General features: G+C 61.0%; 23 protein-coding genes. 10 read left to right on the top strand and 13 right to left on the bottom strand.

Annotation, left to right across the window (positions count from 1 at the left end):
- Nucleotides 1-15 precede the first annotated feature (15 nt).
- The 8 genes from nth to I6L34_RS02655 all read right to left on the bottom strand — a co-directional run bounded on the left by nth (nucleotide 16) and on the right by I6L34_RS02655 (nucleotide 10374).
- Complete coding sequence (gene nth / locus I6L34_RS02690) at nucleotides 16-657, bottom strand: endonuclease III (protein WP_064341535.1); 642 nt, start codon at nucleotides 655-657, stop codon at nucleotides 16-18.
- Between the two features lie 13 nt (nucleotides 658-670).
- On the bottom strand, nucleotides 671-1423 hold the full coding sequence (locus tag I6L34_RS02685) for an electron transport complex subunit E (RefSeq protein ID WP_216956856.1): 753 nt from the start codon (nucleotides 1421-1423) through the stop codon (nucleotides 671-673).
- 24 nt (nucleotides 1424-1447) lie between these two features.
- Nucleotides 1448-2080, bottom strand: a complete 633-nt coding sequence (gene rsxG / locus I6L34_RS02680; protein ID WP_005359614.1) for an electron transport complex subunit RsxG — start codon at nucleotides 2078-2080, stop codon at nucleotides 1448-1450.
- A gap of 43 nt (nucleotides 2081-2123) precedes the next feature.
- A complete protein-coding gene (rsxD, locus tag I6L34_RS02675) occupies nucleotides 2124-3176 on the bottom strand; it encodes an electron transport complex subunit RsxD (protein ID WP_042056553.1) in 1053 nt (350 codons plus the stop codon).
- Nucleotides 3177-3187: 11 nt separating this feature from the next.
- Entirely contained in the window at nucleotides 3188-5872 is a 2685-nt protein-coding gene (gene rsxC, locus I6L34_RS02670; RefSeq protein ID WP_216955566.1) for an electron transport complex subunit RsxC, read from the bottom strand.
- A 14-nt stretch (nucleotides 5873-5886) separates the two neighbouring features.
- On the bottom strand, nucleotides 5887-6465 hold the full coding sequence (gene rsxB, locus I6L34_RS02665) for an electron transport complex subunit RsxB (protein ID WP_005350799.1): 579 nt from the start codon (nucleotides 6463-6465) through the stop codon (nucleotides 5887-5889).
- A 2-nt stretch (nucleotides 6466-6467) separates the two neighbouring features.
- Nucleotides 6468-7049, bottom strand: coding sequence for an electron transport complex subunit RsxA (gene rsxA / locus I6L34_RS02660; RefSeq protein WP_005337600.1), 582 nt, complete (start codon nucleotides 7047-7049; stop codon nucleotides 6468-6470).
- Between the two features lie 181 nt (nucleotides 7050-7230).
- Nucleotides 7231-10374 (bottom strand): DUF3427 domain-containing protein, encoded by a 3144-nt coding sequence (locus I6L34_RS02655; RefSeq protein ID WP_216955564.1) that lies wholly within the window; start codon nucleotides 10372-10374, stop codon nucleotides 7231-7233.
- 154 nt (nucleotides 10375-10528) lie between these two features.
- Between I6L34_RS02655 and I6L34_RS02650 the strand changes: the two genes are divergently transcribed.
- Nucleotides 10529-10996, top strand: coding sequence for a hypothetical protein (locus tag I6L34_RS02650; protein ID WP_216955562.1), 468 nt, complete (start codon nucleotides 10529-10531; stop codon nucleotides 10994-10996).
- Between the two features lie 163 nt (nucleotides 10997-11159).
- On the top strand, nucleotides 11160-11528 hold the full coding sequence (locus I6L34_RS02645; protein WP_108540667.1) for a VOC family protein: 369 nt from the start codon (nucleotides 11160-11162) through the stop codon (nucleotides 11526-11528).
- A gap of 221 nt (nucleotides 11529-11749) precedes the next feature.
- On the opposite strand, the gene I6L34_RS02640 is transcribed toward I6L34_RS02645, so the two are convergent.
- Nucleotides 11750-13330: a carboxylesterase gene (locus tag I6L34_RS02640; RefSeq protein WP_216955560.1), complete on the bottom strand. Its 1581-nt coding sequence runs from the start codon at nucleotides 13328-13330 to the stop codon at nucleotides 11750-11752.
- Nucleotides 13331-13673: 343 nt separating this feature from the next.
- Between I6L34_RS02640 and I6L34_RS21945 the strand changes: the two genes are divergently transcribed.
- On the top strand, nucleotides 13674-13796 hold the full coding sequence (locus I6L34_RS21945; protein ID WP_005337590.1) for a hypothetical protein: 123 nt from the start codon (nucleotides 13674-13676) through the stop codon (nucleotides 13794-13796).
- A complete protein-coding gene (rluF, locus tag I6L34_RS02635) occupies nucleotides 13786-14802 on the top strand; it encodes a 23S rRNA pseudouridine(2604) synthase RluF (RefSeq protein ID WP_139477742.1) in 1017 nt (338 codons plus the stop codon). The genes I6L34_RS21945 and rluF overlap by 11 nt, the downstream gene beginning before the upstream one ends.
- A 67-nt stretch (nucleotides 14803-14869) precedes the next feature.
- Here rluF and I6L34_RS02630 read toward each other — a convergent pair whose 3' ends face one another.
- The gene (locus I6L34_RS02630; protein WP_216955558.1) at nucleotides 14870-16132 is read right to left on the bottom strand and encodes an MFS transporter; all 1263 of its coding nucleotides are present in this window, start codon (nucleotides 16130-16132) and stop codon (nucleotides 14870-14872) included.
- A 176-nt stretch (nucleotides 16133-16308) separates the two neighbouring features.
- Between I6L34_RS02630 and I6L34_RS02625 the strand changes: the two genes are divergently transcribed.
- Entirely contained in the window at nucleotides 16309-17151 is an 843-nt protein-coding gene (locus I6L34_RS02625) for a LysR family transcriptional regulator (protein ID WP_216955556.1), read from the top strand.
- A gap of 75 nt (nucleotides 17152-17226) precedes the next feature.
- On the opposite strand, the gene rsmS is transcribed toward I6L34_RS02625, so the two are convergent.
- Entirely contained in the window at nucleotides 17227-17382 is a 156-nt protein-coding gene (gene rsmS, locus I6L34_RS02620) for a pleiotropic regulatory protein RsmS (RefSeq protein ID WP_108612014.1), read from the bottom strand.
- 94 nt (nucleotides 17383-17476) lie between these two features.
- The gene (locus I6L34_RS02615) at nucleotides 17477-17944 is read right to left on the bottom strand and encodes an acyl-CoA thioesterase (protein WP_108612015.1); all 468 of its coding nucleotides are present in this window, start codon (nucleotides 17942-17944) and stop codon (nucleotides 17477-17479) included.
- A 149-nt stretch (nucleotides 17945-18093) separates the two neighbouring features.
- On the opposite strand from I6L34_RS02615, the gene I6L34_RS02610 reads away from it, so the two are divergent.
- Together I6L34_RS02610 and I6L34_RS02605 are read left to right on the top strand one after the other, a co-directional pair.
- A complete protein-coding gene (locus tag I6L34_RS02610; protein ID WP_042656069.1) occupies nucleotides 18094-18732 on the top strand; it encodes a tellurite resistance TerB family protein in 639 nt (212 codons plus the stop codon).
- Between the two features lie 154 nt (nucleotides 18733-18886).
- Complete coding sequence (locus I6L34_RS02605) at nucleotides 18887-19345, top strand: GNAT family N-acetyltransferase (protein ID WP_216955554.1); 459 nt, start codon at nucleotides 18887-18889, stop codon at nucleotides 19343-19345.
- 93 nt (nucleotides 19346-19438) lie between these two features.
- On the opposite strand, the gene I6L34_RS02600 is transcribed toward I6L34_RS02605, so the two are convergent.
- A complete protein-coding gene (locus tag I6L34_RS02600; protein ID WP_216955552.1) occupies nucleotides 19439-20854 on the bottom strand; it encodes a PLP-dependent aminotransferase family protein in 1416 nt (471 codons plus the stop codon).
- Between the two features lie 122 nt (nucleotides 20855-20976).
- Here I6L34_RS02600 and I6L34_RS02595 point away from each other — a divergent pair, with 122 nt between their 5' ends.
- The 3 genes from I6L34_RS02595 to cydX are packed head-to-tail and all read left to right on the top strand — an operon-like array spanning nucleotide 20977 to nucleotide 23814.
- Nucleotides 20977-22548, top strand: coding sequence for a cytochrome ubiquinol oxidase subunit I (locus I6L34_RS02595; RefSeq protein WP_216955550.1), 1572 nt, complete (start codon nucleotides 20977-20979; stop codon nucleotides 22546-22548).
- Nucleotides 22548-23687 carry a cytochrome d ubiquinol oxidase subunit II gene (gene cydB / locus I6L34_RS02590; RefSeq protein WP_043825685.1) on the top strand — a complete coding sequence of 380 codons (1140 nt, stop codon included), beginning with the start codon at nucleotides 22548-22550 and terminating at the stop codon, nucleotides 23685-23687. The genes I6L34_RS02595 and cydB overlap by 1 nt, the downstream gene beginning before the upstream one ends.
- A 16-nt stretch (nucleotides 23688-23703) precedes the next feature.
- Nucleotides 23704-23814: a cytochrome bd-I oxidase subunit CydX gene (cydX, locus tag I6L34_RS02585; RefSeq protein ID WP_005337572.1), complete on the top strand. Its 111-nt coding sequence runs from the start codon at nucleotides 23704-23706 to the stop codon at nucleotides 23812-23814.
- Nucleotides 23815-23930 lie beyond the last annotated feature (116 nt).

Here is a 23930-nt window from a genome sequence, read left to right as displayed (position 1 = left end):
TCGGTTGCGAGGCTATCAGCTGTCGGGATAGACCTTCTCTTTGTACTCGCAGAGGTCCTCGATGATACAGGAACCACAACGGGGCTTGCGAGCCAGACAGGTGTAACGCCCGTGCAGGATGAGCCAGTGGTGGACATCCAGCTTGAACTCGGCGGGCACTACCTTGAGCAGCTTCTCCTCCACCTGATCCACGTTCTTGCCTACCGCAAAGCCGGTGCGGTTCGATACCCGGAAGATATGGGTATCGACGGCGATGGTGGGCCAGCCAAAGGCGGTGTTGAGTACCACGTTAGCGGTCTTGCGGCCGACACCCGGCAGGGCTTCCAGCGCTTCGCGATTCTCCGGCACCTCGCCGCCGTGGCGCTCCAGCAAGATGGCGCAGGTCTTGATGACGTTCTCGGCCTTGGTGTTGAACAGGCCAATGGTCTTGATGTACTCCTTGAGCCCATCCACCCCGAGCTCCAGCATTGCCTGCGGGGTGTTGGCCACCGGATAGAGCTTGTCGGTCGCCTTGTTGACGCTGACATCGGTCGCCTGCGCCGAGAGCAGCACGGCGATCAACAGCTCGAACGGCGAGTTGAAGTTGAGCTCTGTGGTGGGGTGGGGATTGTTTTCCCTCAGTCGCTCGAGGATCTCTCTGCGTTTCTGGTTGTTCATGCCTTGCTTCCGATCATAGCTCGGTCGCCCGGACGCGGGCCGGGGCAACGTTGCAGTGGGCCACGGTAGCGGCTTGTTTGCGGTCCCGCCAGTCGTTGATGGCGTTCTTGGCGGCGATCAGCAGCCCCAGCCCGATAAAGCCGCCCGGCGGCAAAATCGCCAGCAGCAGGCTGGCATCGGCGTGGAACAGCTCGACGCGCAGGGATTTGGCCCACTCGCCCAGCAGCAGCTCGGCGCCATCAAACAGGGTGCCCATGCCGATGATCTCGCGCATGCCGCCCAGTACCAGCAGCACCAGGGTAAAACCAAGGCCCATCATCAGGCCGTCGAGGGCCGCCAGCAGCGGCGGATTCTTGGAGGCATAGGCCTCGGCGCGGCCGATGATGACGCAGTTGGTAACGATGAGGGCGATAAAGATGCCGAGTGCCTGATAGAGGCCATAGGTGTAGGCGTTCATCAGCAGCTGTACGCTGGTCACCAGCGAGGCGATGATCATCACATAGACCGGGATGCGAATATCCTTCGGCATCCAGTTGCGCACCAGCGAGACGGCGAGGTTGGAGCAGACCAGCACCGCCATGGTGGCAAGGCCCAGCCCCAACGCATTGGTAAAGGTGGAGGAGACGGCGAGGGTCGGGCAGAGGCCCAGCACCTGCACCAGCGAGGGGTTGTTCTTCCACAGCCCCTGACTCATCAGCTCCTTGAGCTCGCCCTTGCGGCTTTCCAGCTCTGCAATCGGGGTTGCGCCCGTTTCAATCTGTTCCATCTGGTTCATGATGGCTCGACTCCGTTAGTTCGCCGCCGGGCAAGCCGGGGCGTTGCTGAGCAGTTCGGGTTGCTCCTGCTGCAGTTTAAGCAGGTTTTTCACCGCCTTGACCACGGCTCGCGGGGTGATGGTGGCGCCGGTAAAAGCATCGAACTCGCCGCCATCCTTCTTCACCGCCCACTGGGGCTCGTTGTCATGGGTCAGGAATTTTCCGGCAAAGCTGTTGATCCAGTCCGATTTTTTCAGCTCGATCTTGTCACCGAGGCCAGGGGTCTCGTTGTGAGCGAGCACACGCACGGCGGTGATGGTGCCCTTGGCATCAAAGCCCGCCACGATGCGGATCGCCCCGCTGTAACCATCCGGTGCGATCGCCTCCAGCGCATAGCCGGTCACCACGCCATTCTTGCTGGCGGTATAGAGAGCCTGCGGCTGATCACTGCCGAGATACTTTCTGCTGGTCACCTGCTTGCAGCTGGCCACCAGATCGTTGTCATAGCTCCCCTCCGGCAGCAATACCGAGAGGGTCTGCTGCTTCTCCAGCTGTTGCTGGTGAGCGATTTTATCCTTGGTCAGTTCGTTGGTCAGTACCACCAGCGCGGTACAGCCCAGCGCGAACATCGCCAGAATTAGGCCGTTCTTGCGCATGCTCTTTAACATGTCCGGGCTCCGTCAGCTGTGAAGGGGGAAAAGGACAGAAACATCATTGGCGACGAGCTCCATACACTTTCGGGCGAGTCAGGCTGTCAATAAACGGCACACAAAGGTTGGCCAGCAGCACGGCGAAGGCGAAGGCATCCGGATAGCCGCCAAAGCGGCGAATGATGTAGACCAGCATTCCGATCAGCACGCCATAGACCAGTCGACCGCGCGGCGTGGTGCAGGCGCTGACCGGATCGGTGGCGATAAAGAAGGCTCCCAGCATGGTGGCGCCGCTAAAGAGATGGAACATGGGCGTGGCAGTCGCATCCGGGCTCACCAGATAGCCGATGGTGGAGGCCGCCAGCAGGGCACCGAGAATCGCGGTGGGAATGCGCCAGTTGATCACCTTCTGCTGCAGCAGGAAGAGGCCGCCCAGCAGATAGCCGAGGTTGACCCAGCTCCAGCCGATGCCGCCCCAACCCTCAAACAGCGGGCCGCTCAGGATCTCGCCGGTGGTGAGCCCCTGAGTCAGGCCGGTTTTCAGGGTATCGAGGGGAGTCGCCATGGTGAGACCATCCACCCCCTGCTTGAGCTGGGCCATGCTGTAGCCGTCGAGGCTAAAGCCGGTGAAGATCACCGATGCCGCATCACCAAAACCGAGGCTGTAGGCGCGCACGCTCTCCGGCGGCAGCCAGCTGGTCATCTGCACCGGGAAGGAGACCAGCAGCAGCACATAGGCGACCATGGCCGGGTTGAACAGGTTCTGGCCCAGTCCGCCGTAAAGGTGCTTGGCGACAATGATGGCAAAGGCAGTGCCCACCACCAGCATCCACCATGGCAGCAGCGGCGGCAGGGAGAGACCGATCAGCACGGCGGTGAGCGCCGCACTGCCATCCATCAGGGCAGGCTTGATGGCGCGGCCACGGAGCTTGAGCACCAGCGCCTCGCACAGCAGCGCAGTGACCAGCGCCAGCAGGATCTGGATAAAGGAGCCCCAGCCGAAGAACCAGGTCTGGGCCAGCAAGCCCGGCACGCAGGCCAGGATCACCAGCAGCATCAGGGTTCGGGTCTGTTTGCGGTTATGGGCAAACGGCGCAGTCGCAATATTGAACATGAGTCTGTCGATTACCTTGTGGTTGTTCGGTCGGCTGACGGGGCATCTTCAGCGGCGGTCTCTGCGGCTCTGGCTGCCTCGGCCGCCAGCTTCTTCGCCTTGGCGCGGGCCACGGCGGCTGCAATGGCCGCTTTTTTCGGATCAACCGGGGCATCAGCAGCAGGGGCGTTCGCTTCAGGAGCCTCTGCGACGGCAAGTGGTTGCTCACTGCTGGCTGCATCGCGCTCACCCTCAGCTCCGGCACTCTCTACCTCAGCACTGATACGCTCGCTCTGCTGGGCCAGCTTTTTGGCCTTGGCGCGGGCGATGGCTGCGGCGATAGCGGCCTTCTTGGGATCGACCGCTTCACTTGCAGCCGTATCGCTTTGGCTGGTGGTTACTTCGCTCTTGGCTAGCGCCACGTCACGGGTCTCCGCGCTGGCAGTAGGCTCACTCTTCGCATCCTCAGCACCGGCACTCTCGCCCTGCTGGGCCAGCTTTTTGGCCTTGGCGCGGGCGATGGCAGCGGCGATAGCGGCTTTCTTGGGATCGACCGCTTCGCTGGCCGCAGATGGCGCATCGCTTTGGGTTGCAGCGGATTCGCTGGTGCCAGTATTTGCGGTCAGGTCGCCCTCAGCGCTGTCACCCTGCTGGGCCGCCTTTTTGGCCTTTGCCCGGGCGATGGCGGCAGCGATAGCCGCTTTCTTGGGATCAACTGCTTCGCTGGCAGTAGATGGCGCATCGCCTTGCGTGCCTGCGTCGGCTACCGCGCTGTTATCTGCGCTTACCGGTTCACCATTCGCCTCGGCCTTTTTGGCTTTGGCCCGGGCAATGGCGGCGGCAATTGCTGCCTTTTTCGGATCAACCTCTGCCTTTTGCTGATCGGCATCTACCGCAGGGGCTGCAGCGGTTTCGGCAGTCACAGGCTCGGCGCTCTCGCCAGCCTGAGCGGCTTTCTTGGCCTTGGCGCGGGCCAGTGCGGCGGCGATGGCCGCTTTCTTGGGATCGCTGGCGAGGTCAACCGCCTCGGCGGGTTGCGCCGCAGCGGCAGTGTCGCTGTTTGCGTTCTCTGCCAGCTTGGCGGCGCGGCGCGCCTCCGCTTCCCGTTTGCGGGCTTCGCGGGCGGCAATCACCGCGCTGTTGTCAGGCAAGCCCTCGGCGGTGGTGGCAATGGCTGTGATGGGCGCATCCTGCTTGGCCTTGATGCGGGCCAGTGCCGCTGCCACCGGATCTTCCCCGCCTGCGACCGTCATGGTCTGACGGCGCTGGGCGGCGGCTTCGGCGTGGCGCGCTTCGCGGGCTGCTTTCTCCCGCTCGAAACGGGCCTGCTTGGCCTCGAAACGCTGCTTGGCGCGTTCGGCTTTTTCGGCCTCGGCACGGGCTTCGCGAATGTCGTCTTTGGCGATCTTGTAGTACTGCACCAGCGGGATCTCGCTCGGGCAGACCCAGGCGCAGGCGCCGCACTCGATGCAGTCCATCAGGTTGAGCTTCTCGGCCTTGTCATACTCCTTGGCCCGGCTGTACCAGTAGAGCTCTTGCGGCAGCAGGGTGGCCGGGCAGGCATCGGCGCAGGCGCTGCAACGGATGCAGGGCTGCTCCGGGCCGGGGGCGGGCAGTTCGGCCTGCGTCGGCGCCAGCAGGCAGTTGGTGGCCTTGACCACAGGCACCATGGCGTGGGGCAGGGTAAAGCCCATCATGGGGCCACCCATGATCACCCGTTGCTCCGCTTCCGGTTGCAGTTCAAAACGCTGCAACAGCCAGCGTACCGGCGTACCCAGGCGCACCCAGGCGTTGCCGGGCTTCTTGAAGCTGTCGCCGGTGAGAGTGACGATCCGCTCGATCAGCGGCTCGCCGTCGATGATGGCGCGCTTGATGGCAAACACGGTGGCGACGTTGAGCACCATGATGCCGATATCGACCGCGCGGCCCCCCTTGGGCACCTGACGGCCGGTCAGCAGCTCGATGGTCTGCTTGGCACCGCCCGAGGGGTACTTGGTCGGCACCGTCTTGACCAGCACATCCTCGTCGGTAGCGTGGCGAGTCAGTTGCTCGATCGCCTCGGGCTTGTTGTCTTCCACCCCGATCAGGGTCAGCTTGGGTTTTAGCAGGTGCTTGAGCACCCGGATGCCATCCATGATCTCGTCGGCGTACTGCTGCATCAGCCGATCGTCGGTGGTGATATAGGGCTCGCACTCCAGCCCGTTGACGATCAGGATCTCGGTGAGCTGGCCGCGGCCGTCGAGCTTGCTGTGGGTGGGGAACACGGCGCCGCCAAGGCCCGCTACCCCCGCCTGCTGAATGCGCTCGAGCAGCTCGCCCCGCTCCAGATTCCAGTAATCGGCTTTGCCATTGCGCTCGCCCCACTCATCCTCCCCATCCGGGGTGAGAATGACGCAGAGATCGCCGAGCCCGGAGGGGTGGGCAACCGTGTGGTTGCCAATCTCGGTGATGGTGCCGGAGGTAGAGGCATGGACAGGCACGACCCGCCCCTTGGCATAACGGGTCAGCGGCTGCCCTTTTTTGACCTTGTCGCCCACCTGTACCAGCAGATCGCCGGCGGGGCCTGCGTGCTGGCGCAGCGGAATGATGAGGCGCGGTGGCAGACCGGAGTCTACCACCGGGCTCTGGCTTGATTGCAGCTTGTTGTCGGCGGGGTGAATGCCACCGTGAAAGTCCCAGAGCGTGCCGGCTTTGATACGTTCGAGTAAGGAATGCATGGTTGCTCCGCTGTTTATTCCACTATCTTGACCGGAATCTTGCCCGGAACATGCACGTTATTAAGATCCCACTTCCAGTTATCGACCGTGGTGGGCACCGGGATCATCTCGATGCAGTCGGTCGGGCAGGGATCGACACAGAGATCGCAACCGGTGCACTCGTTGGCAATCACGGTATGCATCGCCTTGGTGGCGCCGACGATGGCGTCCACCGGGCAGGCCTGAATGCACTTGGTGCAGCCGATGCACTGATCTTCGTGGATAAAGGCGACCTTCTTGACCGGCACGGCGGCCTCGTCACTGCCTCCCAGCGGCTGGGGTTCGACCCCCATCAGATCGGCAATCTTGCGCATGGTGGCCTCGCCACCGGGCACGCACTTGTTGATCTGATCGCCGTTGGCGAGCGCCTCGGCGTAGGGTTTGCAGCCGGGATAGCCGCACTGGCCACACTGGGTCTGGGGCAGCAGGGCATCGAGCTGATCGACGATGGGGTCTGCTTCCACATGAAACTTGACGGCAGCAAAGCCCAGGATAATCCCGAACGCCAGCGCCAGCAGGGTGAGCACCAGAATGGCAAAGAGAATATGGATCATGGTTATATCTTGATAAGGCCGGTAAAGCCCATAAAGGCCAGCGACATCAGACCGGCGGTGATCATGGCAATCGACACCCCGCGAAACGGCGCGGGCACATCGGCGGCGACCAGACGCTCGCGCATGGCGGCAAACAGGATCAACACCAGCGAGAAGCCGGTGGCGGCGCCAAAGCCGTAGATCACGCTCTGGATAAAGTCGTGTCGCTCATTGATGCTGAGCAGCGCCACCCCGAGCACCGCGCAGTTGGTGGTGATGAGGGGCAGGAAGATCCCCAGCAGGCGGTAGAGGGTCGGGCTGCTCTTGCGCACCACCATCTCGGTAAACTGCACCACCACGGCGATCACCAGAATAAAGGCGAGGGTGCGCAGATAGGCGATATCCAGCGGCAGCAGGATATAGTGCTCCACCAGATAGGAGCTGGCACTGGCGAGGGTCATCACGAAGGTGGTCGCCAGCCCCATGCCGATGGCGGTTTCCAGCTTGCCGGAGACCCCCATAAAGGGGCAGAGGCCGAGGAATTTCACCAGCACGAAGTTGTTAACCAGCACGGTGCCGATCAATAAAAGCAGGTACTCAGTCATCAATTACCGTCACTGAAAGTCGGGTTATCGGGGTTTGAAGGCGGGCGGTATTATCTGACGTTAGGGCCAGTTAAACAACCGCAAGGCCGCATGGTTATTATGCAACTGGATAATTTAGCCGGGGTTTTGGGCAAGAATCCGGTGGGTTTTGCGCCATATCCCCACCGGGTGAGAAGCCTTACTAACCAACAGCCAGTTTGGCGGCTTCTTTCCACATAAATGGCGGCATCGGAGTAGTGAGATGCCATTTAATGTTCATCGGTTGGCTGCCAGTGTGGGATACGTACTCCACCTCACCAAAGTTCACAAAGCCAAGGGTACGGCCAAATTCATCTTTGCTCTGCTCGCGGACGAACAGAAACAAGCGCTTACCTTCTGCTCTGTGGTTTATGTAACTCAGCCCCTTACCCCGTTCTGGGCGAGCGCTGTTTTGGCTCTGCCAATGAAACAGCGACTCGTTGATGGCGTAGTCGTGATAACGGGTAGTGGGGGAGAAGTGCTGTTCCGTTTTGTTCAAGGTCACGAACAGCAACTCGATATTTTGCTCTGCGATGACATAGACTCCTTCGCGAGCCGTGGGTTGCTGCGCGAAGGTGGTCGCGCCAAAGCCAACCAGCACCTGCTCTCTGGCATAGCGAGCATGCAGTTGCAGCGGATTACCGGGAAGGTTTGGCATGGTGCTTTGTTCGTGCTGCACCCGGTTGATCAGCATGGGTAACAGATCTGCCAGTTCGGCCCTTAACTCTGGTTGATTGAGCTGTTTCAGGCTGTGCGCCAAGGAGCTAAAGCCTGCGTTGGGGCCGCTCTGTTGCCAGAAGTCGTAATGGCACATCAAGGCCATGCGTGCATCGTGCTCGGCCGTTAAGGTAAAGGCGCTTTCCACCAAGGTTTGTAAGAAGTTCAAGTAATGGAGTGCATCGCAGCCCAATAGCCGGGTTTTGATGGCCCGGGTGTAGAGGGTCGACAGCTTCTCATCGCTCATTTCAGAAATGGTATGGTTGCGGGCCTGTTTGACCAAGTTGCTCCAATTGCCGCGCTTGTAGATCTCCTCAAGGCTGATGTGAGGGTAGAACTTCAAAAAGTTCGCCAGCGTCAGCGGTAAATCACAATCCAGTGAGAAACGGCGGATCAGGCCCATGAGGCGTGAGGTATTGAGGGTCGCCTTTTTGATATTGCTCAGAATTAACTCTTGGGTTTGTTTTGAGAGTTCGATGCGGCAGCCCAAGGGGGCGTGAGGGAAGCCCTGTTTGATCTCGTGGCTGATCGCCTTATTAGTTTTACCCACCAGTGCCCGGAATTTCTGGGCAAAGTCATACTCAGCACGGGCATTGCCAACAAAGTCCAACACGGTGCAGCACTCTTTATCGCTCGCCAGCCGCAGGCCGCGCCCTAATTGCTGCAAGAAGATAGTGAGGCTTTCCGTTGGTCGTAAAAACAGCAAGGTATCGACTTCCGGGATATCAACCCCTTCGTTGAAGATGTCCACCACGCAGAGAATATTGATAACCCCAGTGCGCAAATCTTGTTGTTTACTATGCCGCTCGTCTCGATTATCGCTGGTGAGGATGTCAGCCTTGATGCCCTTCAATAAAAATGCCTTGCACATAAAGTCGGCATGTTCACGGCTCACACAAAATGCCAGCGCTTTGATCTTGGTGATATCGGTGACGATCTCATTGAGGCTCTGGACTATTTTCTGTACCCGCTGCTGATTGTGGGTATAGATATTGGTGAGTTCAGTGATGTCATAACGGCCATTTTTCCAAGCCACTTGGCGCAAGTCAGTATCATCATCGATACCAAAATATTGGAACGGACAGAGATGGCGACGATTGATGGCCTCGGGCAAGCGGATCTCTGCTGCGATGACACCACAAAAGTCGGCAAGAATATCACCGCCATCATGGCGCTCTGGCGTTGCGGTTAATCCCAACAGAATGTGAGGTTCAAAGGCGGCGAGCAAACCACGATAACTGGCCGCCGCAATATGGTGAACCTCATCGATGACGATGTAATCGAAATAGTCTGGGCTAAGACGTAAATTAGCCAGCTGGTTATTCAAGGATTGCACCGAGGCAAATAGCTGACGGTAGTGGGTCGGCACGGCGCCGCCGACCAAGAGTTCGCCAAAATTGGATTGCTTGAGCACTCCGCGGTATGAGGCCAATGCTTGGCGCAAGATCTCCTCTTTGTGGGCGACAAACAGAAACTTGGCGTCGGGTTTGGTTTTCAGAAAACGCGCAAAATCAAAAGCGGAGATCAGGGTTTTCCCTGTACCGGTGGCCGCAACCACCAAGTTACGGAAGCGCTGGTGTAAAGCGCGCTCCATCGCCAATTGTTCAAGGATCTCCAGTTGATGGGGAAACGGCGTGATATCAAAGAAATAGGCAGGGCTATTTTTGTCCCCATCCCCACGGGCCTCTTGCAGTGCATGCTGCAATTTTGTACGGCTTTCGAGCTTGCCATCAAACAGCTCAAAATCATCGGATTCCCAATAGGTTTCAAAGGTACTTAGAGATTTCTCGATAATATGAGGGATCTCTTGCGAGGTGATTTTTAGGTTCCACTCCAAGCCGCTAGTGAGGGCAGAGTGAGAGAGATTGGAGGAACCTATATAGCCGGTATGAAAGCCGGTATTTCGGCAAAAGAGATAGCTCTTGTCATGCAACCGCTCGCGCTGGGTGTTATAGCTGAGTTTGACTTCGGTATTTGGGAGGCTGGCTAAAAATTCAACTGCCTTGGCGTCGGTCGCCCCCATATAAGAGGTAGTAATTACTTTTAATTGGCGGCCGCTGCGAGTGAACTCTTCCAGCTCATGACGGAAAATCCGGATACCTGCCCATTTGATAAATGAGACCAACCAGCAGATGCTATCTGCCGATAAAATTTCCCGTTTAATCTCCGACTCCATCGACAAACCCGCATTGCTGCCACAAAACAGTTCGCTCTGAGTGAGACCTGTCAGAGGGAAAATATCCTCGGCATATTGCTTTAAATTGGCGGAGATGGGGTTATCCAACTGGTAGAGCGCGGTCAGAATTTTCCCCTGACTATCGATGAGGTTCTCGCCAATAAAGTCTGGATCTTGGGTGCGATCCTTTAGCCAAAGTAATAACTGGTTAGCCAGCTCGATCTGCCGTTGCAGCTGATCCTCTCCAGTTACCGAACCCACCGCATATTCCAAAACCCGGCTCAGAAATCTGGATAACCAAACTGCCGCTTCGGCAGGCTCAAGTTGGCGTTCCCCTACGTAAAAGCGCTCGCGGTCGAGTCGAGATGTCAGCAGTTGAGTAATGAGCTGTTCATAAATACCGCATTGTTGCATCGCACTTTAGCCTTGAACGTTGTACATGAGGGTGGCGAGAAGAGTATCATTTTTTCCAACCAAATCAGTAAGCTGTTGTCGCCTGTTACTCGTTTGAAAATCGCCCCGGTTTTCGGTAATAAAGCCCGACAGTGACAACCACAGGGAGGTGGTGATGGATCCGGTTTCCTATCTTTTTTCGGCTTATCTCAATCTGGTACAGCAGCAGGTTGCGGATATCTATGGCACTGAGGCCAAGACGTTGGTGGTGCAGTATGAGGGGGAGTCGGTCCCGTTCTCCTTTCAGCTATGGCAGATCCAGCAGCCGAGCGTCTGTCGTCCCTACCAGCAGGATGTGCGGCGCTTTAGCCAGTGCACGGTCAAGGCGTCCGCCCTGTTTCACAAGCTGTGTGATGACTTGACCCGGCAGGATGACAGCAGTTGGCAACTGCCCAAATTTCGCACCATGTACTGCTCGGCTGCCATCAGTTATCGGCCGATGATTGCAGAGATTGGGGATGCCAAACAGAGTCCGGCCAAGCTGGCAGAGCGGGCCTGCAATCAGGCGATTCTGGCGGCAATGGACAGTGACGATGAAGCCCTGCTGGCCCAGCGGGAGAAAGCGTGCGCAGCGCTGCAGTAACGCGAATTTATCTGACCAGATCATTTGCGCTCGCTTTGCGCGCCACGGCACACATGGGCTCTCCCTTGCCGGGTAAGATGGGGTTGCCCGCTGTGGCGACGACAGTCGGATGCTTGCGGGCATATGTCGGTCACATCAGCCAGATCACCACCAGGAGGTAACCATGATCAGCCATATCGACCATCTGGTATTGACGGTCAGTGATATCGAACGGGCCGTGGCGTTTTACAGTTCGGTGCTCAATATGGAGGCCATTACCTTCGGTGCGGGGCGCCGGGCGGTAGGGTTTGGTAACCAGAAGATCAATCTGCAACTGCTGGGGCAGGAGCCGCGCAATCGGGCGCAGGTGGGGTCGGGGGATATCTGCCTTATCACCCGCTGGCCGCTGGAGCAGGTGATGGCCCAGCTTGCCTGCCACGGGGTGGAGATTGTCGAGGGGCCGGTGACCAAAAGCGGTGCCTGCGGGCCGATAGAATCCATCTACTTCCTCGACCCGGATCAGAATCTGATAGAAGTGAGCATCTATCCCTGACAGGGCTGGCGCGGCGCCTGACGGTGCAACACCTATCAGAGTCACTCTATTTCCTCGATCCGGACCAGAACCTGATAGAAGTCAGCATCTATCCCTGAGCCCACCAAGCCATCAGTTCCATCGCCATCATCAATAGAAAGGGGCCGTTAATTGACGGCCCCTTTCTCGTATCGCTATCGCGCCAAGTGCCCGCGCAGCTTCGCCGATTCGCCACACACGCCCTAGAAAGGCGCGCTGCTCTCGTCGCTCTCCTGTAAAAACTGCTCCAGCTCGGCCTGATAGGCCGCATCAGGTTGACCGCTGCTGGCAGGGGTTACGGCAGCAGACGGGGCGACAGGAGGGGCGGTGAGGGTCTCCATCACCCGCTGCTGCAGATAGGGGTAGAAGGGGTTGGAGGAGGTGCGGGTGAGGGCGCCGGGGTTGACAATCAGCACGCCGCGCTCACCACGCAGGGCCAAACCGCCGAGATTGATGCCGTATTGCTCCCGCTGCTCCGGGCGCGCTGCCATGCCATAGAGGGGGTCGTCCATCGGGAAGGGGAGCGCCACATGGGAGAGGGAGTAGATCTCTTTGGGATAATTGATACCCAGCGGGCGGATCTGCTCAGGCTGATCTGCGCTGGCCAGTGTTTTGGCCTGGGTCGCGGGAGAGGCGGGGTCGACATTGCCCACCACGGTGAGGCGATAGTGCCCGGGGGCGTTTGGCAGCAAGCGGTGCAGCGCCAGCTCGGAGGCCGAGCTCATCAGCGGGCCAAACAGGGTGCTGCGGTTGATATCAAACAGCACCAGTTCGCTGCCGTTGGCCGGCAGGTAGTGGTAGAGATCGGCAATGATGGAGCGGGTGCTGACGGTGTAGTCCATCACCGACTGGAAGGTGAGGGCGGGGGGAAACGCCGCCAGCTCGCCACTGGCGGCCAGCTGGCGCACCTGCTGCTGGATGGCGTGAGTCAGGCGATAGGACTGGCGCGCCCCGTTGACCGGAAACGAGTTGTACTTGAACGGGTTGAACTCCGGCATGGTGTCGAGCCAGGCGGCGTTGGCAAAGGCGGGCAGCAGGGCAGGCACGGCCTTGAGCCCGGCGAAGCGGGCAAAGCGGGTCACCCCGATCATCGGGGAGATCAGCACCAGCCGATCCGGTTTTGCCAGCGTGCCGCTCGGGTCGGCCAGCGCATCGAGCGCATATTTCACCGCCAGCGCGCCGCCGTTGGAAAAGCCCACCAGATGCAGCAGTCGCTTGCCCGGTGCCAGCAATCTGGCCTCCCGCACCGCCAGTCGGGTGGCGGCCAGCCAGGTTTCCCAATCCACATCTACGAGGCCAGCGGGCACTGTGCCGTGGCCGGGGATCCTCAGCCCCAGCGCGATAAAGCCCTGCTGCTGATAGCGTCTAGCCAGATGGCGCAGGCTGTAGGGGGAGTCGGTCAGGCCGTGCAGCAGCACTGCCACCCCTTTGACTTCCCCCTCGGGGCGCAGCAGGTAGGAGCGGTTCCAGTTCTGCTGAAAGCGGGCGGGATTGATGGGGGCGTCCTGATAGTAGCGATTGCTGGCTAGTTGCTGCTCCGGCGGTGTCTTGGCAACCACCTCGGTGCCCACCAGCTCGAACAGCTCTGCTTCGCGGGCCAGATAGGCTTGCCAGTCGCTGTTGTCGAGCTCATCGGCACTGAGTTCGGGGGGCACCACTGTGTGCCACAGCTGCAGCGGCGCTGCCTGCCAGGCGAAGTAGGCGATCACCGCCCATGCGGTCAGCAACAGCAGCAACAGGGTCAGCAGAGCACGGCGAACAAGGCGGCGAGTGTGAGCCAGCATGGTGCAATCCTTGGCGATAGGGGGGGCCGCCTTTGGGCGGGCGAGTTCGGCGCAGCACATTGGGCGCTGCCAATCGGCTTAAAGCCTAATGGAAACAAGGTGATATGTATAGTTGATGGCGTTCGTCCGCGCTGGCTGTGGGCGCCGGATCCCGCTGTTGGCATCAGGCTGGTTGTTCAAAGGCGGCATCGCGGGCCATCTGGCGGCGTGAACTTGTCCGCAGATGCCCGCTTGGGCGCTGCGGCCCTGCAACTATCTGCCCCTGAAAGGGGGCAATTATGCTACTGTAGCGGCGTTTTTTGATGGATAAGCTGGCATTGGCCTTTTTTGAAGATGGAATGGTATGCAGAACTTTGACGTAGTGAATTGGCTGATGCAGCAAACAGCCTCCCCGGCACAGCCGGAACAGGCGATGGCACAACCGGGCGCGGCCCAGAACCTGTGGCAGGTGACCCATGCTGGCTAACGAATCCATGCGCCTGAACAAATACATCAGCGAGAGCGGTATCTGCTCGCGTCGCGAGGCCGACCGCTTTATTGAGCAGGGCCACGTCTTTATCAACGGCAAGCGGGCCGGGATCGGTGATCAGGTGCAGGTCGGCGATCTGGTCAAGGTGAACGGTCAGGTGATCGAGCCGCGCGAGGCGGACAGTCTGGTGCTGATCGCTCTCAACAAGCCGGTGGGCATCGTCAGTACCACAGAGGCGGGCGAGAAGGACAACATCGTCGATTTCGTCAACCACAGCACCCGGGTCTTCCCCATTGGGCGGCTCGACAAGGATTCGCAGGGGCTGATTTTTCTCACCAACCACGGCGATCTGGTCAACAAGATCCTGCGGGCGGGCAACGATCACGAGAAAGAGTATCTGGTGACCGTCGACAAGCCGGTGACCGACGAGTTTGTGCGCGGGATGGCGGCCGGGGTGCCGATCCTCGGTACTGTGACCAAGAAGTGCAAGGTGAAGAAAGAGGCGCCGTTCGTTTTTCGTATCACGCTAGTGCAGGGGCTGAATCGCCAGATCCGCCGGATGTGCGAGCACTTCGGTTTTGAAGTGACCAAGCTGGAGCGCATTCGCATCATGAACGTCAGCCTCAAGGGGCTGCCGGTGGGCGAGTGGCGCGATCTCACCGACGACGAGCTGATCGATCTGTTCAAGCTGATTGAGGACTCCTCCTCCGAGGTGAAACCGGCCAAAGGCGACAAGCCCAAGGCGGCCAAGGCTCCTGCGGCGCAAACCGCCAAGCCGGGGCAGGGCAAGAAGCCGCGCCGCGATGATGATCACGAGATTGGCGGGCGCCCCAATGTGCCGGGCCCGGAAGCTTTCGAGAAGAAGCTGCCGGTGGGCAAGGGTGGCGCGGGCAAAGGTGCGGCCAATAAAGGTGGTGCAGGCAAAGGGGCTCCCAAGGGTGGCAAACCGGCCGCAGGCAAGCCGCGCACTGCTAACAGCGGACGGCAGAAGAAGGGGCGCTGAGTTGCTCCCCTGAGTGGCGTCAGCCTACCTTGTCATCCCCAACACTGTTATCTCCAACACACCGGCCTCAGGCCGGTGTGTTGTTTTGGGCAGCAGAGCTGGTTGGGAGGGGCGCCGAAATGGTTGGCTCGCTGGTGGTCGGTAACCCCATGACGCGGGGGTAGTGACGCGGGTCGAGGCGCAGCACCAGCAGGCTCATCAGCAGCAAGCCCCCCAGTTGCCACTGCCAGGCGGCCGCAAAGTCGCCCACAGAGTGATAGAGCCGCGCCGCCACCCAGGGGCCGGTGGCGGCCAGCATAAAGCCGAAGCCCTGCATCAGGGCGCTCAGGGTGCCGGCGAGGCGCGGGTCTGGCAGGTGATCGAGCGCAATCACCATGATCAGCGAAAAACTGCCGCCAAGACCGGCACCGCACAGCATGCACCAGAGAATGGGGGCACTGGCTGGCGCCAGCCAGAGGCCGGCAAATCCCGCCAGCTGCATGGCGATGGCAAGGCCCATCCACGGCCGCCGATCCAGACTGCGCGCCGCCAGCAGCGGCAGGCCGAGGCCGCTGGCGGTCTGGGCCAGCGCCAGCCAGGCGACCAGCTCACCCGCCTGCGCGGCGCTCCACCCATTCGCCATATAGGCGGGGGCCAGCCAGGCCACTACGATGCCGTAGCCACTGTTGATGATGCCAAAGCAGACGATCAGCAACCAGCTGCGGGGCAGGGTGATCAGCCGCTGTTCGCCGTCGGGAATCGCTACCGCCGCGGTGCTTGGCAGACGCACTTTCCACCCCAGCCAGACGAGGGCCAGCAGCAGCGGCAGGCTCCAGATCGCCAGTGCCTGCGACCAGTCGAGGCTCGCTGCCAGCCGCGGGGTAAGGCTGGCGCCGAGCGCGCCGCCCCCCATCATGCAGGCAGAGAAGATCCCCATCACTTGCGGCACCTTGCTGGCAAAGTGCTGCTTGATAAGGGCGGGCAGCACCCCCTGTACCAGCGCCGAACCCAGGCCGCAGAGGGCGGCGGTGGCGATCAGCAAGGCACCGCTTTGGGCATCGAAGCGCATAGCGCTGCCAATGCCTAGTAGCAGCAGGGCGGCCCCCAGCAGTTGGCGCGCACAGGTGCGTCTACGCAGGCTGGGGGTGAGCAGCACGCCGACCCCGATGAGCCACAGCGGCAGCAGGGTGAGCCAGGCCAGGGTATCCATCCCGAGCGACAGGGCGCGGCCAATCTCGCCGCTCAGCGGGCCGATGGCGGTAAGAAAGGGGCGCAGGTTCAGGCCAATCAGGATCACCAGCACCAGCAGGGCGGTCTGGCCTGCTGGTTGATCCGCATTTTGTTGATTCATCGGGTGCTGTTTCCGGTTCTGGGAGAGACAGGGGGCACTCGGGACACGGAGTCATCGGGGCTGAACATGGCAGATCACCGTCAAAGGAGGCAAAAGTGCCAGCCTAGCGGGCTCGAAAGTCATTTGGAAATTAAATGATAGAATGGGTTTCAGTGGTTTTGTAAATGGAGTGCCCCATGCTGGATCCCCTGTTACTGCGCAGTTTTGTCGCCATTATCGACACCGGCAGCTTTACCCGCGCCGGTGAACGGGTCCATCTGACCCAATCCACCATCAGCCAGCAGATCCGCCGCCTTGAGCAGCAGCTCGGCTGCCCGCTGCTCGATCGTGCTGGCCGTCAGGTGGTCGCAACGGCGGAGGGGGAAAAATTGCTGGGGCTGGCCCGCCGCATTCTGGCGCTGCTGGCGCAGGCCGAAGAACAAGTGACGGAAGGGAGCGTGGCGCTCAGCCTCGGGGTGCCGGAGGATTTCGCCGCCGGTGCAATGACTCCTGTGCTGGCCGCCTTTGCCCGTGACTACCCCGAGGTGCGGCTAGAGGTGCAAAGTGGCCTGAGTCACGAGATCTGGCAGCGCTTCGAGGCGGGAGAGCTGGATCTGGCGTTGGTCAAGCAGACGCGCGGGCAGGGTTCGCCCCTTGCCAGCTGGCGCGAGCCGCTGGTCTGGGTCGACAGTCGCGACTGGCCCGCACGGGAACGGGATCCGCTGCCGCTGGTGGTATTCCCGAGCGAAGGGCTCTATCGGCGGCAGATGACCGAGGCGCTCGATGGCCTCGGTCGGCGTTGGCGTATTGCCTATGTCAGCGCCAGCCTTGCCAGTTTGCAGGGGGCGGTGAGCGCGGGGATCGGGGTGAGCTTGCTGCCCAAACGGTTGATGCCCGTCGATCAGCTGGCCCTGACCCAGTGGCCCAAGGTGGCGCCGGTGGAGCTGGCGCTCCATGCCGGGGTAAGCGGGAGTGAGCCGCTCACCCGCTTGAGTTCGGCCCTGATCGCCCTCTGTGACGAGGTGATGGGGCCGCAGTGAGTGGCCTATGTGGGGAAAAACTTCTGTGGGGAAAAACTGACGTCGGCAAGATAAGGCGGAAAAAGTACGGGGAGATCAGTGATCCTTCCCCTCCGCCAGCTTGCGCTCGTAGTCATTTTTGACGATGGCCAGTGCCGCCAGCACCAGCTCGGGGGCAAGCCCGTTGGTCTCTAGCAGTTCAATCAGATCCACCGCGAGTTTTACCTCGGGCGGGGCAGTTTCCAGTGACATGGGCAGGGTTCCGGTTGCGGGAAGAGGGGGGATTATACAGGGGCGCCGCCGTTGGCCGAAAGCGCCCGCTCTGTCGGGCTGTGAGGCATGAAGGTCAGAGGTGCTGACGCATCTCCTTGTCGATCTCCTCGCGCAGGGCGATCAGCTTTTTGGCGTACTGCTGCAACTGCAGATCGCTCTCGCTTACTGGCTGCCACTGGGGCACCGGGGTCGGCTTGCCGTGCTCATCCATCGCCACGAAGATGATGATGCAGTGGGTGGTTTTGTGGCGCTCGGTCTCGGTGGGATGGCGGCTGTAGACATCCACCGCCAGATGCATGCTGGTGGTGCCGGTGTGGATCACCTGGGCGTGAACCTCTACCAGCTGGCCAATCTGGATGGGGCGCAAAAAGCGGATCCCCCCCACATAGACGGTCACCGCATAGCCGCCGCACCAGCCAGCGGCGCAGGCATAGCCCGCCTGATCGATCCACTTCATCACCATGCCGCCGTGGACCTTGCCGCCGAAATTGACGTCGGAGGGCTCGGCCAGAAATTGCAGAGTCAGTTCGCGATTTGGCACAGTTACATCCTTATTGCCTGAAGGGTTTCCCCTGAGCTTTGCCCCATCGGCCTGCCCGGTCAAGGGTTCATCCCCGATTCAGGGGAGCGGGGTCACTATCTGGCTCTATTCATCCCGATTTCACTTTTTTGACCCGCAGGAGTGACACCATGAAACAGATGCTGGAACAGTTGCTGGGGGCTGGCAAAGGCTGGCTCAACGAAGGCGGAGACAAGCGCAAGGGGCAGATGCAGGGAGCGCTGGCCGGCGGCGCGCTCGGTCTGCTGCTGGGCAATAAAAAAGTGCGCAAATATGGTGGCAAGGCCGCTGCCGTGGGCGGCGCGGCGGCCCTCGGCGGGCTGGCCTACAAGCTCTATCAGGATTGGCAGGCCCAGCAGGCGGCACCGGCCCAGCCCACCCATCCCATCAGTGGGCTGGAAGGCAATGCGCTGGATGCCCGTGCGGCGCTTTTGGTGCGCGCCATGGTGGCTGCGGCCCGAGCCGATGGCCATATCGACGGCGCCGAGCGTCAGAAAATTCAGGAGTACCTGACCGAACAGGGCCAGAGCGATGTCGCCCGCTGGATTGACGCCGAGCTGGCCCGCCCCCTCGATCCCCACGCGCTGGCACGGGAAGTGACCGACATGGAGCTGGCCACCGAGGTCTATCTCGCCTCCCTGCTTGCCATCGAGGTAGATCACTTTATGGAGCGCGGTTATCTCGACGAGCTGGCACGCGCCCTCAAGCTCGATGACAACCTGAAAGGAAGCATCGAGCGGCAGGTGGCCCAACTTAACGCCCCCGCCTGATACCCCTCATCGCCATGGATTGCCGATAACGCCCCGCTCAAGGGGCGTTGTTGTTTCTGCTGCCCGCCAAAAGATACGGATGAGCCTATTTGGATTGCGGGGCACAGCCCCTAAGATGGCGCAGGACCATCACCATTTTTGCAAGGAGCAACCGTTGGAGATACGCAAGGCAAGCGAACTGGATATCGATGCCATTGTCGAGCTGAACCGGCAGATAGGAGAGATCCACCATGCACATTACCCCAAGGTGTTCTGCCCGCCGTCACCAGAGGAGCGGGCATTTTTGCTCGATGCCATTGCCGCAGAAGGGCGTCTGTTCTGCGTTGCCGAGCAGGATGGCATGGTGGTGGGCTTTTTGACGGCGAGGATCGACATCAATGAGAGCGTGCCGTTTCTCAGCAAGCTGCCTATCTGCCGGATCGGCTCGGTGGTGGTGGATGAGCAGCACCGCTCCCGCGGGATTGGCAAGGGGTTGATCGCCCATTGCGATGAGTGGGCCAAGGCCCGTGATGCTCAGCAAATCCGGCTGGAGGTGATGGCCTTCAACGAGCGTGCCCAAGCGCTCTACGAGGCGCTGGGCTTCAAGGTGCAGTCGCAGATCATGGCCAGATAACCAGTTTCTGATGGCGAGCCAAGGCGCGTCACTCCCCAACTACACAGGCCCGCTACGGGCCTTTGTTCGTTTCGTCAGCGGCTCTTTGCCACGTTACTTTTCACCGAGTTGTGCGGCAATCAGTGCGGCCAGCCGGGTGAGGGCCTGCTCCAGCTGTTCGCTCCAGGGATGGGAGCTGTTGAGGCGCAGGCAGTGGTTGTGTTGCCCCTGACTGGAAAAGAGGGCGCCGGGAGCCACTGAAAAACCGCTGCCCAGAGCCTTGGCGTGCAGGGCGCGGCTGTCGAAATGGGCAGGCAGCGCCAGCCAGAGAAAGTAGCCGCCATCGGGGGAGGAGATCCGTACCTCGTCCGGCAACAGCCGTTGCAGGGCCGCCCGCATCTGCTGCTGGCGCTGTGCCAGGGTGTGGCGCAGGCGGCGAAAGTGGGCATCGACCCCGCCCTGGCGTAGCATCTCGGCCAGCGCCAGCTGGCTCGGCACATTGGTGGAGAGGGTGGACATCAGTTGCAGCCGCTGTACCCGCTCGGCATGGGGCCCCGCCACCACCCAGCCGACCCGAAAGCCCGGCGCCAGACACTTGGAAAAGGAGCTGCAAAGCAGGCTGTCGCCACGCTGATCCCAGTGGCGGATCGGCTTGGGGCGTTCGCGGCCAAAGTAGACCTCGGCATAGACGTCATCCTCCACCAGCGGCACCCCATGGCTGTTGAGCAGCGCCATCAGCCGCGCTTTGTGGCTATCCGGCATGGTGTGGCCGAGTGGGTGCTGCACATTGCCCATCAACCAGCAGGCCTTGACCGGAATGCGGGTGAGGGCGTCTTCCAATAGCGTCAGATCGATGCCCACCCCCGGAATGACCGGGATCTCCACCGCCTTGAGTTTCAGCCGCTCGATGGCCTGTAGGGCGCCATAGAAGGTGGGGGACTCCACCACCACCCAGTCACCGGGCTCGGTCAGCACCTGCAGGCTGAGGGAGAGCGCCTCCATGGCGCCGGTGGTGATGATGATCTCCTGCGGATTGACCGCCACCCCGTCGCTGGCGTAGCGCTGGGCGATGGCGCGGCGCAGCGCTTCGTTGCCGGGGGGCAGGTCGGCCACCGTGCTGAAGGGATCGAGCTTGCGCATGCAGCTGGCCAAGGCCCGCCCGAGCTGGGGGTGGGGGAACAGGGTCGGGTCTGCTACCGACATGCCAAGGGGCACCAGATCCCGCGATTTGCTCGCCTGCAACACCTCGAACACCAGATCGTTGATATCCACCGAGCCGCTGTAGTGGGTCTGGCTCGGCGTGTGCTGCACGAGCTGTGGTGAGGCGGCTTTGACGTAGTAGCCGGACTGGGGGCGGGCGAGGATCCGCCCCTGACTTTCGAGCAGTTGATAGGCCTGCAACACCGTCATGGGGCTGAGCCCGTGGGTCTTGCAGCTCTGGCGAATGGAGGGGATGCGCTCCCCCGGTTGCCAGATACCATCGTCAATCTGGCTTTGCAGGCGGTCGGCCAACTGCTGGTAAAGGGACATGATCTGGATCAACTGTTATAGGTGTAATTCAATATAACTGCATCTGTTATAGGTGTCATGCTCCGTGATGTACTTGTCACGCACGAAACGTGCAAGGCAAATACAACAAAAGAGAGTGACGCATGATCAATCCGGATGACGTGGTCAGCCTGTCTCGCCTGCAATTTGGCGCCACGGCCCTGTTCCACTTCCTGTTTGTGCCCCTCACGCTGGGGCTGTCCTGGATCCTGGTGATCGCCGAGTCGGCTTATGTGATGACCGGCAAGGTGATCTATCAGGACATCACCCGCTTCTGGGGCAAACTGTTTGGCATCAACTTCGTCATGGGGGTCACCACGGGGATCACCATGGAGTTTCAGTTCGGCACCAACTGGGCTTACTACTCCCACTATGTGGGGGACATCTTCGGTACCCCGCTGGCCATCGAGGGGCTGATGGCCTTCTTCCTCGAATCGACCCTGGTGGGGCTCTTCTTCTTCGGTTGGGACAAGCTCTCCCGCGGCAAGCACCTGCTGGTGACCATGCTGGTGGCGCTCGGCTCCAATCTCTCGGCGCTCTGGATCCTGATCGGCAACGGCTGGATGCAAAACCCGGTGGGGGCCGAGTTCAACCTGCTGACCCAGCGCATGGAGCTGGTGGATATCGCCGCCGTGCTGTTCAACCCGGTGGCGCAGGTGAAGTTCGTTCACACCGTTGCGGCGGGCTATGTGGCGGCCTCCATGTTTGTGATGGGGGTGAGCAGCTGGTATCTGCTGCGCAAGACGGAAGTGCAGTTCGCCCTGCGCTCCTTCGCCATCGCCTCTGGCTTCGGGCTGGCGGCCATCCTCTCGGTCATTGTGCTGGGGGATGAGTCGGGCTATCGCACCGGCGAGGTGCAGAAGGTCAAGCTCGCCGCCATCGAGGCGGAGTGGGAGACCGAGCCAGCGCCAGCTTCCTTTACCCTGTTCGGCTTCCCGGATCAGAGTGCCGAGACCACCCATGCCGCCATCAAGATCCCGTATCTGATGGGGATCATCGCCACCCGCTCCATCGACGAGGCGGTGACCGGCCTCAAGGATATCAAGGTGCAGAACGAGGCACGCATCCGCAGCGGCATGGTGGCGGCAGAGGCCCTCGACCAGATTCGGCAGGGCGATGACAGCCCAGCCAACCGCGCCCGCTTCGAGCAGCACGGCAAGGATCTTGGCTACGGCATGCTGCTCACCCCCTATGCCAGCAATATCGCCAAGGCCGGTGAGGCGGAGATTGCCAAAGCGGTCGATGACTCCATCCCGCCAGTGGCGCCGCTGTTCTGGGGCTTTCGGGTGATGGTGGGGCTTGGTGTCACCATGCTGGGGCTGATGGTGGTGAGCTTTGTTCAGCTCTGCCGTAACCGGCTGCAAGACTCGCCACGGCTGCTCAAGACCCTGCTCTGGAGCATTCCGCTGCCCTGGATTGCCATCGAGGCGGGCTGGCTGGTGGCCGAGCTTGGCCGTCAACCCTGGACCATCAGCGACGTGCTGCCGGTCTCGGCCTCGGTCTCTTTGCTTCAGCCGGGCCAACTCTGGTTCAGCCTGATCGCTATCTGTTCCATCTACACCCTGTTGCTGGTGGTGGAGCTGTTCCTGTTACGCCATGTGATCCGCAAGGGGCCCGCCATTCTCCATACCGGCCGCTACAGCGGTGAACAACCCGAACTTGCGAGGATCGCCTGATGGATTACGCAACTCTGAAACTCATCTGGTGGGCGCTGGTGCTCTTCATGATGGTCGGTTTTATCGTGATGGATGGCTTCGATCTCGGCATCGCCATGCTGTTGCCGGTGGTGTCGAAAGATGACGACGACCGCCGTCTGGTGATCAACAGCGTGGGGCCGGTGTGGGAGGGCAATCAGGTGTGGCTGATTGCCGGTGCCGGTGCCCTGTTCGCCGCCTGGCCGCTGGTTTATGCCGCCGCCTTCTCGGGGCTTTACATCCCCATGGTGGTGCTGCTGCTCGGGCTATTTTTGCGTCCGGTCGGTTTTGACTATCGCAGCAAGCTGGCCGATCCGCTGTGGCGCCGCTGGTGGGATCGGGCGCTGGTGGCCGGTGGCCTGATACCGGCGCTCATCCTCGGTGCGGCTATCGGTCTGGTGATGGAAGGGCTGCCGTTTCGCTTCGACACGGCGCTGCGTCTGCACTACGGCGCCTTCGACTTCCACTGGGGCTGGTTGCTCTCGGTGCTGGCCACTGCCATCAGTCTGTTGCTGCTGCACGGCGCCGGTTTTCTGCAAGCCAAGGTGACCGGCACCCCTGCGCTGCGCGCACGGGGGATCGCCATCCTGCTGGCCCCGCTGGTGAGCCTCTGCTACCTGCTGGCCGGCTGGCATCTGGTGGATCTGCAAGGGTTTCAGCTGACCGGTGTGGGCACACAACCCTTTGACCCGAATGCCGCCATCAGCCCGCTGATGAAGGGGGTGATCCCCCACGCCGGTGGCTGGCTGCGCAACTACTTTGACTATCCGCTGTTGTGGCTGGTGCCGATCATCGGGACGCTGGCGCCGCTGGTGAGCGGGATTGCCTCCTGGCTGGAGCGGGGCCGGGTTGCGCTGCTGGCCAGCGCCATCGCCTGCGCCGCCATGCTCTGCTCGGTGGCCATCGCCCTGTTCCCCTTTGTGCTGCCTTCATCCCTCGATGCGGTCAGCAGCCTGACCCTGTGGGACAGCACCTCCAGCTACAAGACCCTGGCCATTATGTTCGGCCTCGTGCTGGTGCTGATGCCGATCAATCTGGGCTACACCGGCTGGGTCTATCGAGTGGTGCGCGGCAAGCTCGACCGTGCCCGCATCAAGCGCGACAGCCATCAACTCTACTGACCTCAAGGGATCTGCTATGTGGTATTTCACCTGGATTTTGGGCCTCGGATTCGCCCTGCTGCTGGGCTTGTGCAACCTGCTCTGGCTGGAAGCACGCTGGCAGGCGGACGAACGGGACGGTAACTGACGGCGGGGCTCGCGCCCCGCCACGGCCGGTGGTTGGCGTTCATACGTCGCCGTCGGACCCTCTCTCCCCCTCTTTAAACGACACAAACGACACACTTTCAACCGACAACCAACCGA

The organism is Aeromonas sp. FDAARGOS 1404, from assembly GCF_019047085.1.
GTDB classification, from domain to species: Bacteria; Pseudomonadota; Gammaproteobacteria; order Enterobacterales; family Aeromonadaceae; genus Aeromonas; species Aeromonas veronii.
This window is presented reverse-complemented; position numbering and strand designations above follow the sequence as displayed.

Excerpts from the sequence above, each read along its gene's own strand:
- nth (WP_064341535.1), bottom strand. The coding sequence starts at position 657 with ATGAACAACCAGAAACGCAGAGAGATCCTCGAGCGACTGAGGGAAAAC.
- I6L34_RS02685 (WP_216956856.1), bottom strand. The coding sequence starts at position 1,423 with ATGGAACAGATTGAAACGGGCGCAACCCCGATTGCAGAGCTGGAAAGC.
- rsxG (WP_005359614.1), bottom strand. The coding sequence starts at position 2,080 with ATGTTAAAGAGCATGCGCAAGAACGGCCTAATTCTGGCGATGTTCGCG.
- rsxD (WP_042056553.1), bottom strand. The coding sequence starts at position 3,176 with ATGTTCAATATTGCGACTGCGCCGTTTGCCCATAACCGCAAACAGACC.
- rsxC (WP_216955566.1), bottom strand. The coding sequence starts at position 5,872 with ATGCATTCCTTACTCGAACGTATCAAAGCCGGCACGCTCTGGGACTTT.
- rsxB (WP_005350799.1), bottom strand. The coding sequence starts at position 6,465 with ATGATCCATATTCTCTTTGCCATTCTGGTGCTCACCCTGCTGGCGCTG.
- rsxA (WP_005337600.1), bottom strand. The coding sequence starts at position 7,049 with ATGACTGAGTACCTGCTTTTATTGATCGGCACCGTGCTGGTTAACAAC.
- I6L34_RS02655 (WP_216955564.1), bottom strand. The coding sequence starts at position 10,374 with ATGCAACAATGCGGTATTTATGAACAGCTCATTACTCAACTGCTGACA.
- I6L34_RS02650 (WP_216955562.1), top strand. The coding sequence starts at position 10,529 with ATGGATCCGGTTTCCTATCTTTTTTCGGCTTATCTCAATCTGGTACAG.
- I6L34_RS02645 (WP_108540667.1), top strand. The coding sequence starts at position 11,160 with ATGATCAGCCATATCGACCATCTGGTATTGACGGTCAGTGATATCGAA.
- I6L34_RS02640 (WP_216955560.1), bottom strand. The coding sequence starts at position 13,330 with ATGCTGGCTCACACTCGCCGCCTTGTTCGCCGTGCTCTGCTGACCCTG.
- I6L34_RS21945 (WP_005337590.1), top strand. The coding sequence starts at position 13,674 with ATGCAGAACTTTGACGTAGTGAATTGGCTGATGCAGCAAACAGCCTCC.
- rluF (WP_139477742.1), top strand. The coding sequence starts at position 13,786 with ATGCTGGCTAACGAATCCATGCGCCTGAACAAATACATCAGCGAGAGC.
- I6L34_RS02630 (WP_216955558.1), bottom strand. The coding sequence starts at position 16,132 with ATGAATCAACAAAATGCGGATCAACCAGCAGGCCAGACCGCCCTGCTG.
- I6L34_RS02625 (WP_216955556.1), top strand. The coding sequence starts at position 16,309 with ATGCTGGATCCCCTGTTACTGCGCAGTTTTGTCGCCATTATCGACACC.
- rsmS (WP_108612014.1), bottom strand. The coding sequence starts at position 17,382 with ATGTCACTGGAAACTGCCCCGCCCGAGGTAAAACTCGCGGTGGATCTG.
- I6L34_RS02610 (WP_042656069.1), top strand. The coding sequence starts at position 18,094 with ATGAAACAGATGCTGGAACAGTTGCTGGGGGCTGGCAAAGGCTGGCTC.
- I6L34_RS02600 (WP_216955552.1), bottom strand. The coding sequence starts at position 20,854 with ATGTCCCTTTACCAGCAGTTGGCCGACCGCCTGCAAAGCCAGATTGAC.
- I6L34_RS02595 (WP_216955550.1), top strand. The coding sequence starts at position 20,977 with ATGATCAATCCGGATGACGTGGTCAGCCTGTCTCGCCTGCAATTTGGC.
- cydB (WP_043825685.1), top strand. The coding sequence starts at position 22,548 with ATGGATTACGCAACTCTGAAACTCATCTGGTGGGCGCTGGTGCTCTTC.
- cydX (WP_005337572.1), top strand. The coding sequence starts at position 23,704 with ATGTGGTATTTCACCTGGATTTTGGGCCTCGGATTCGCCCTGCTGCTG.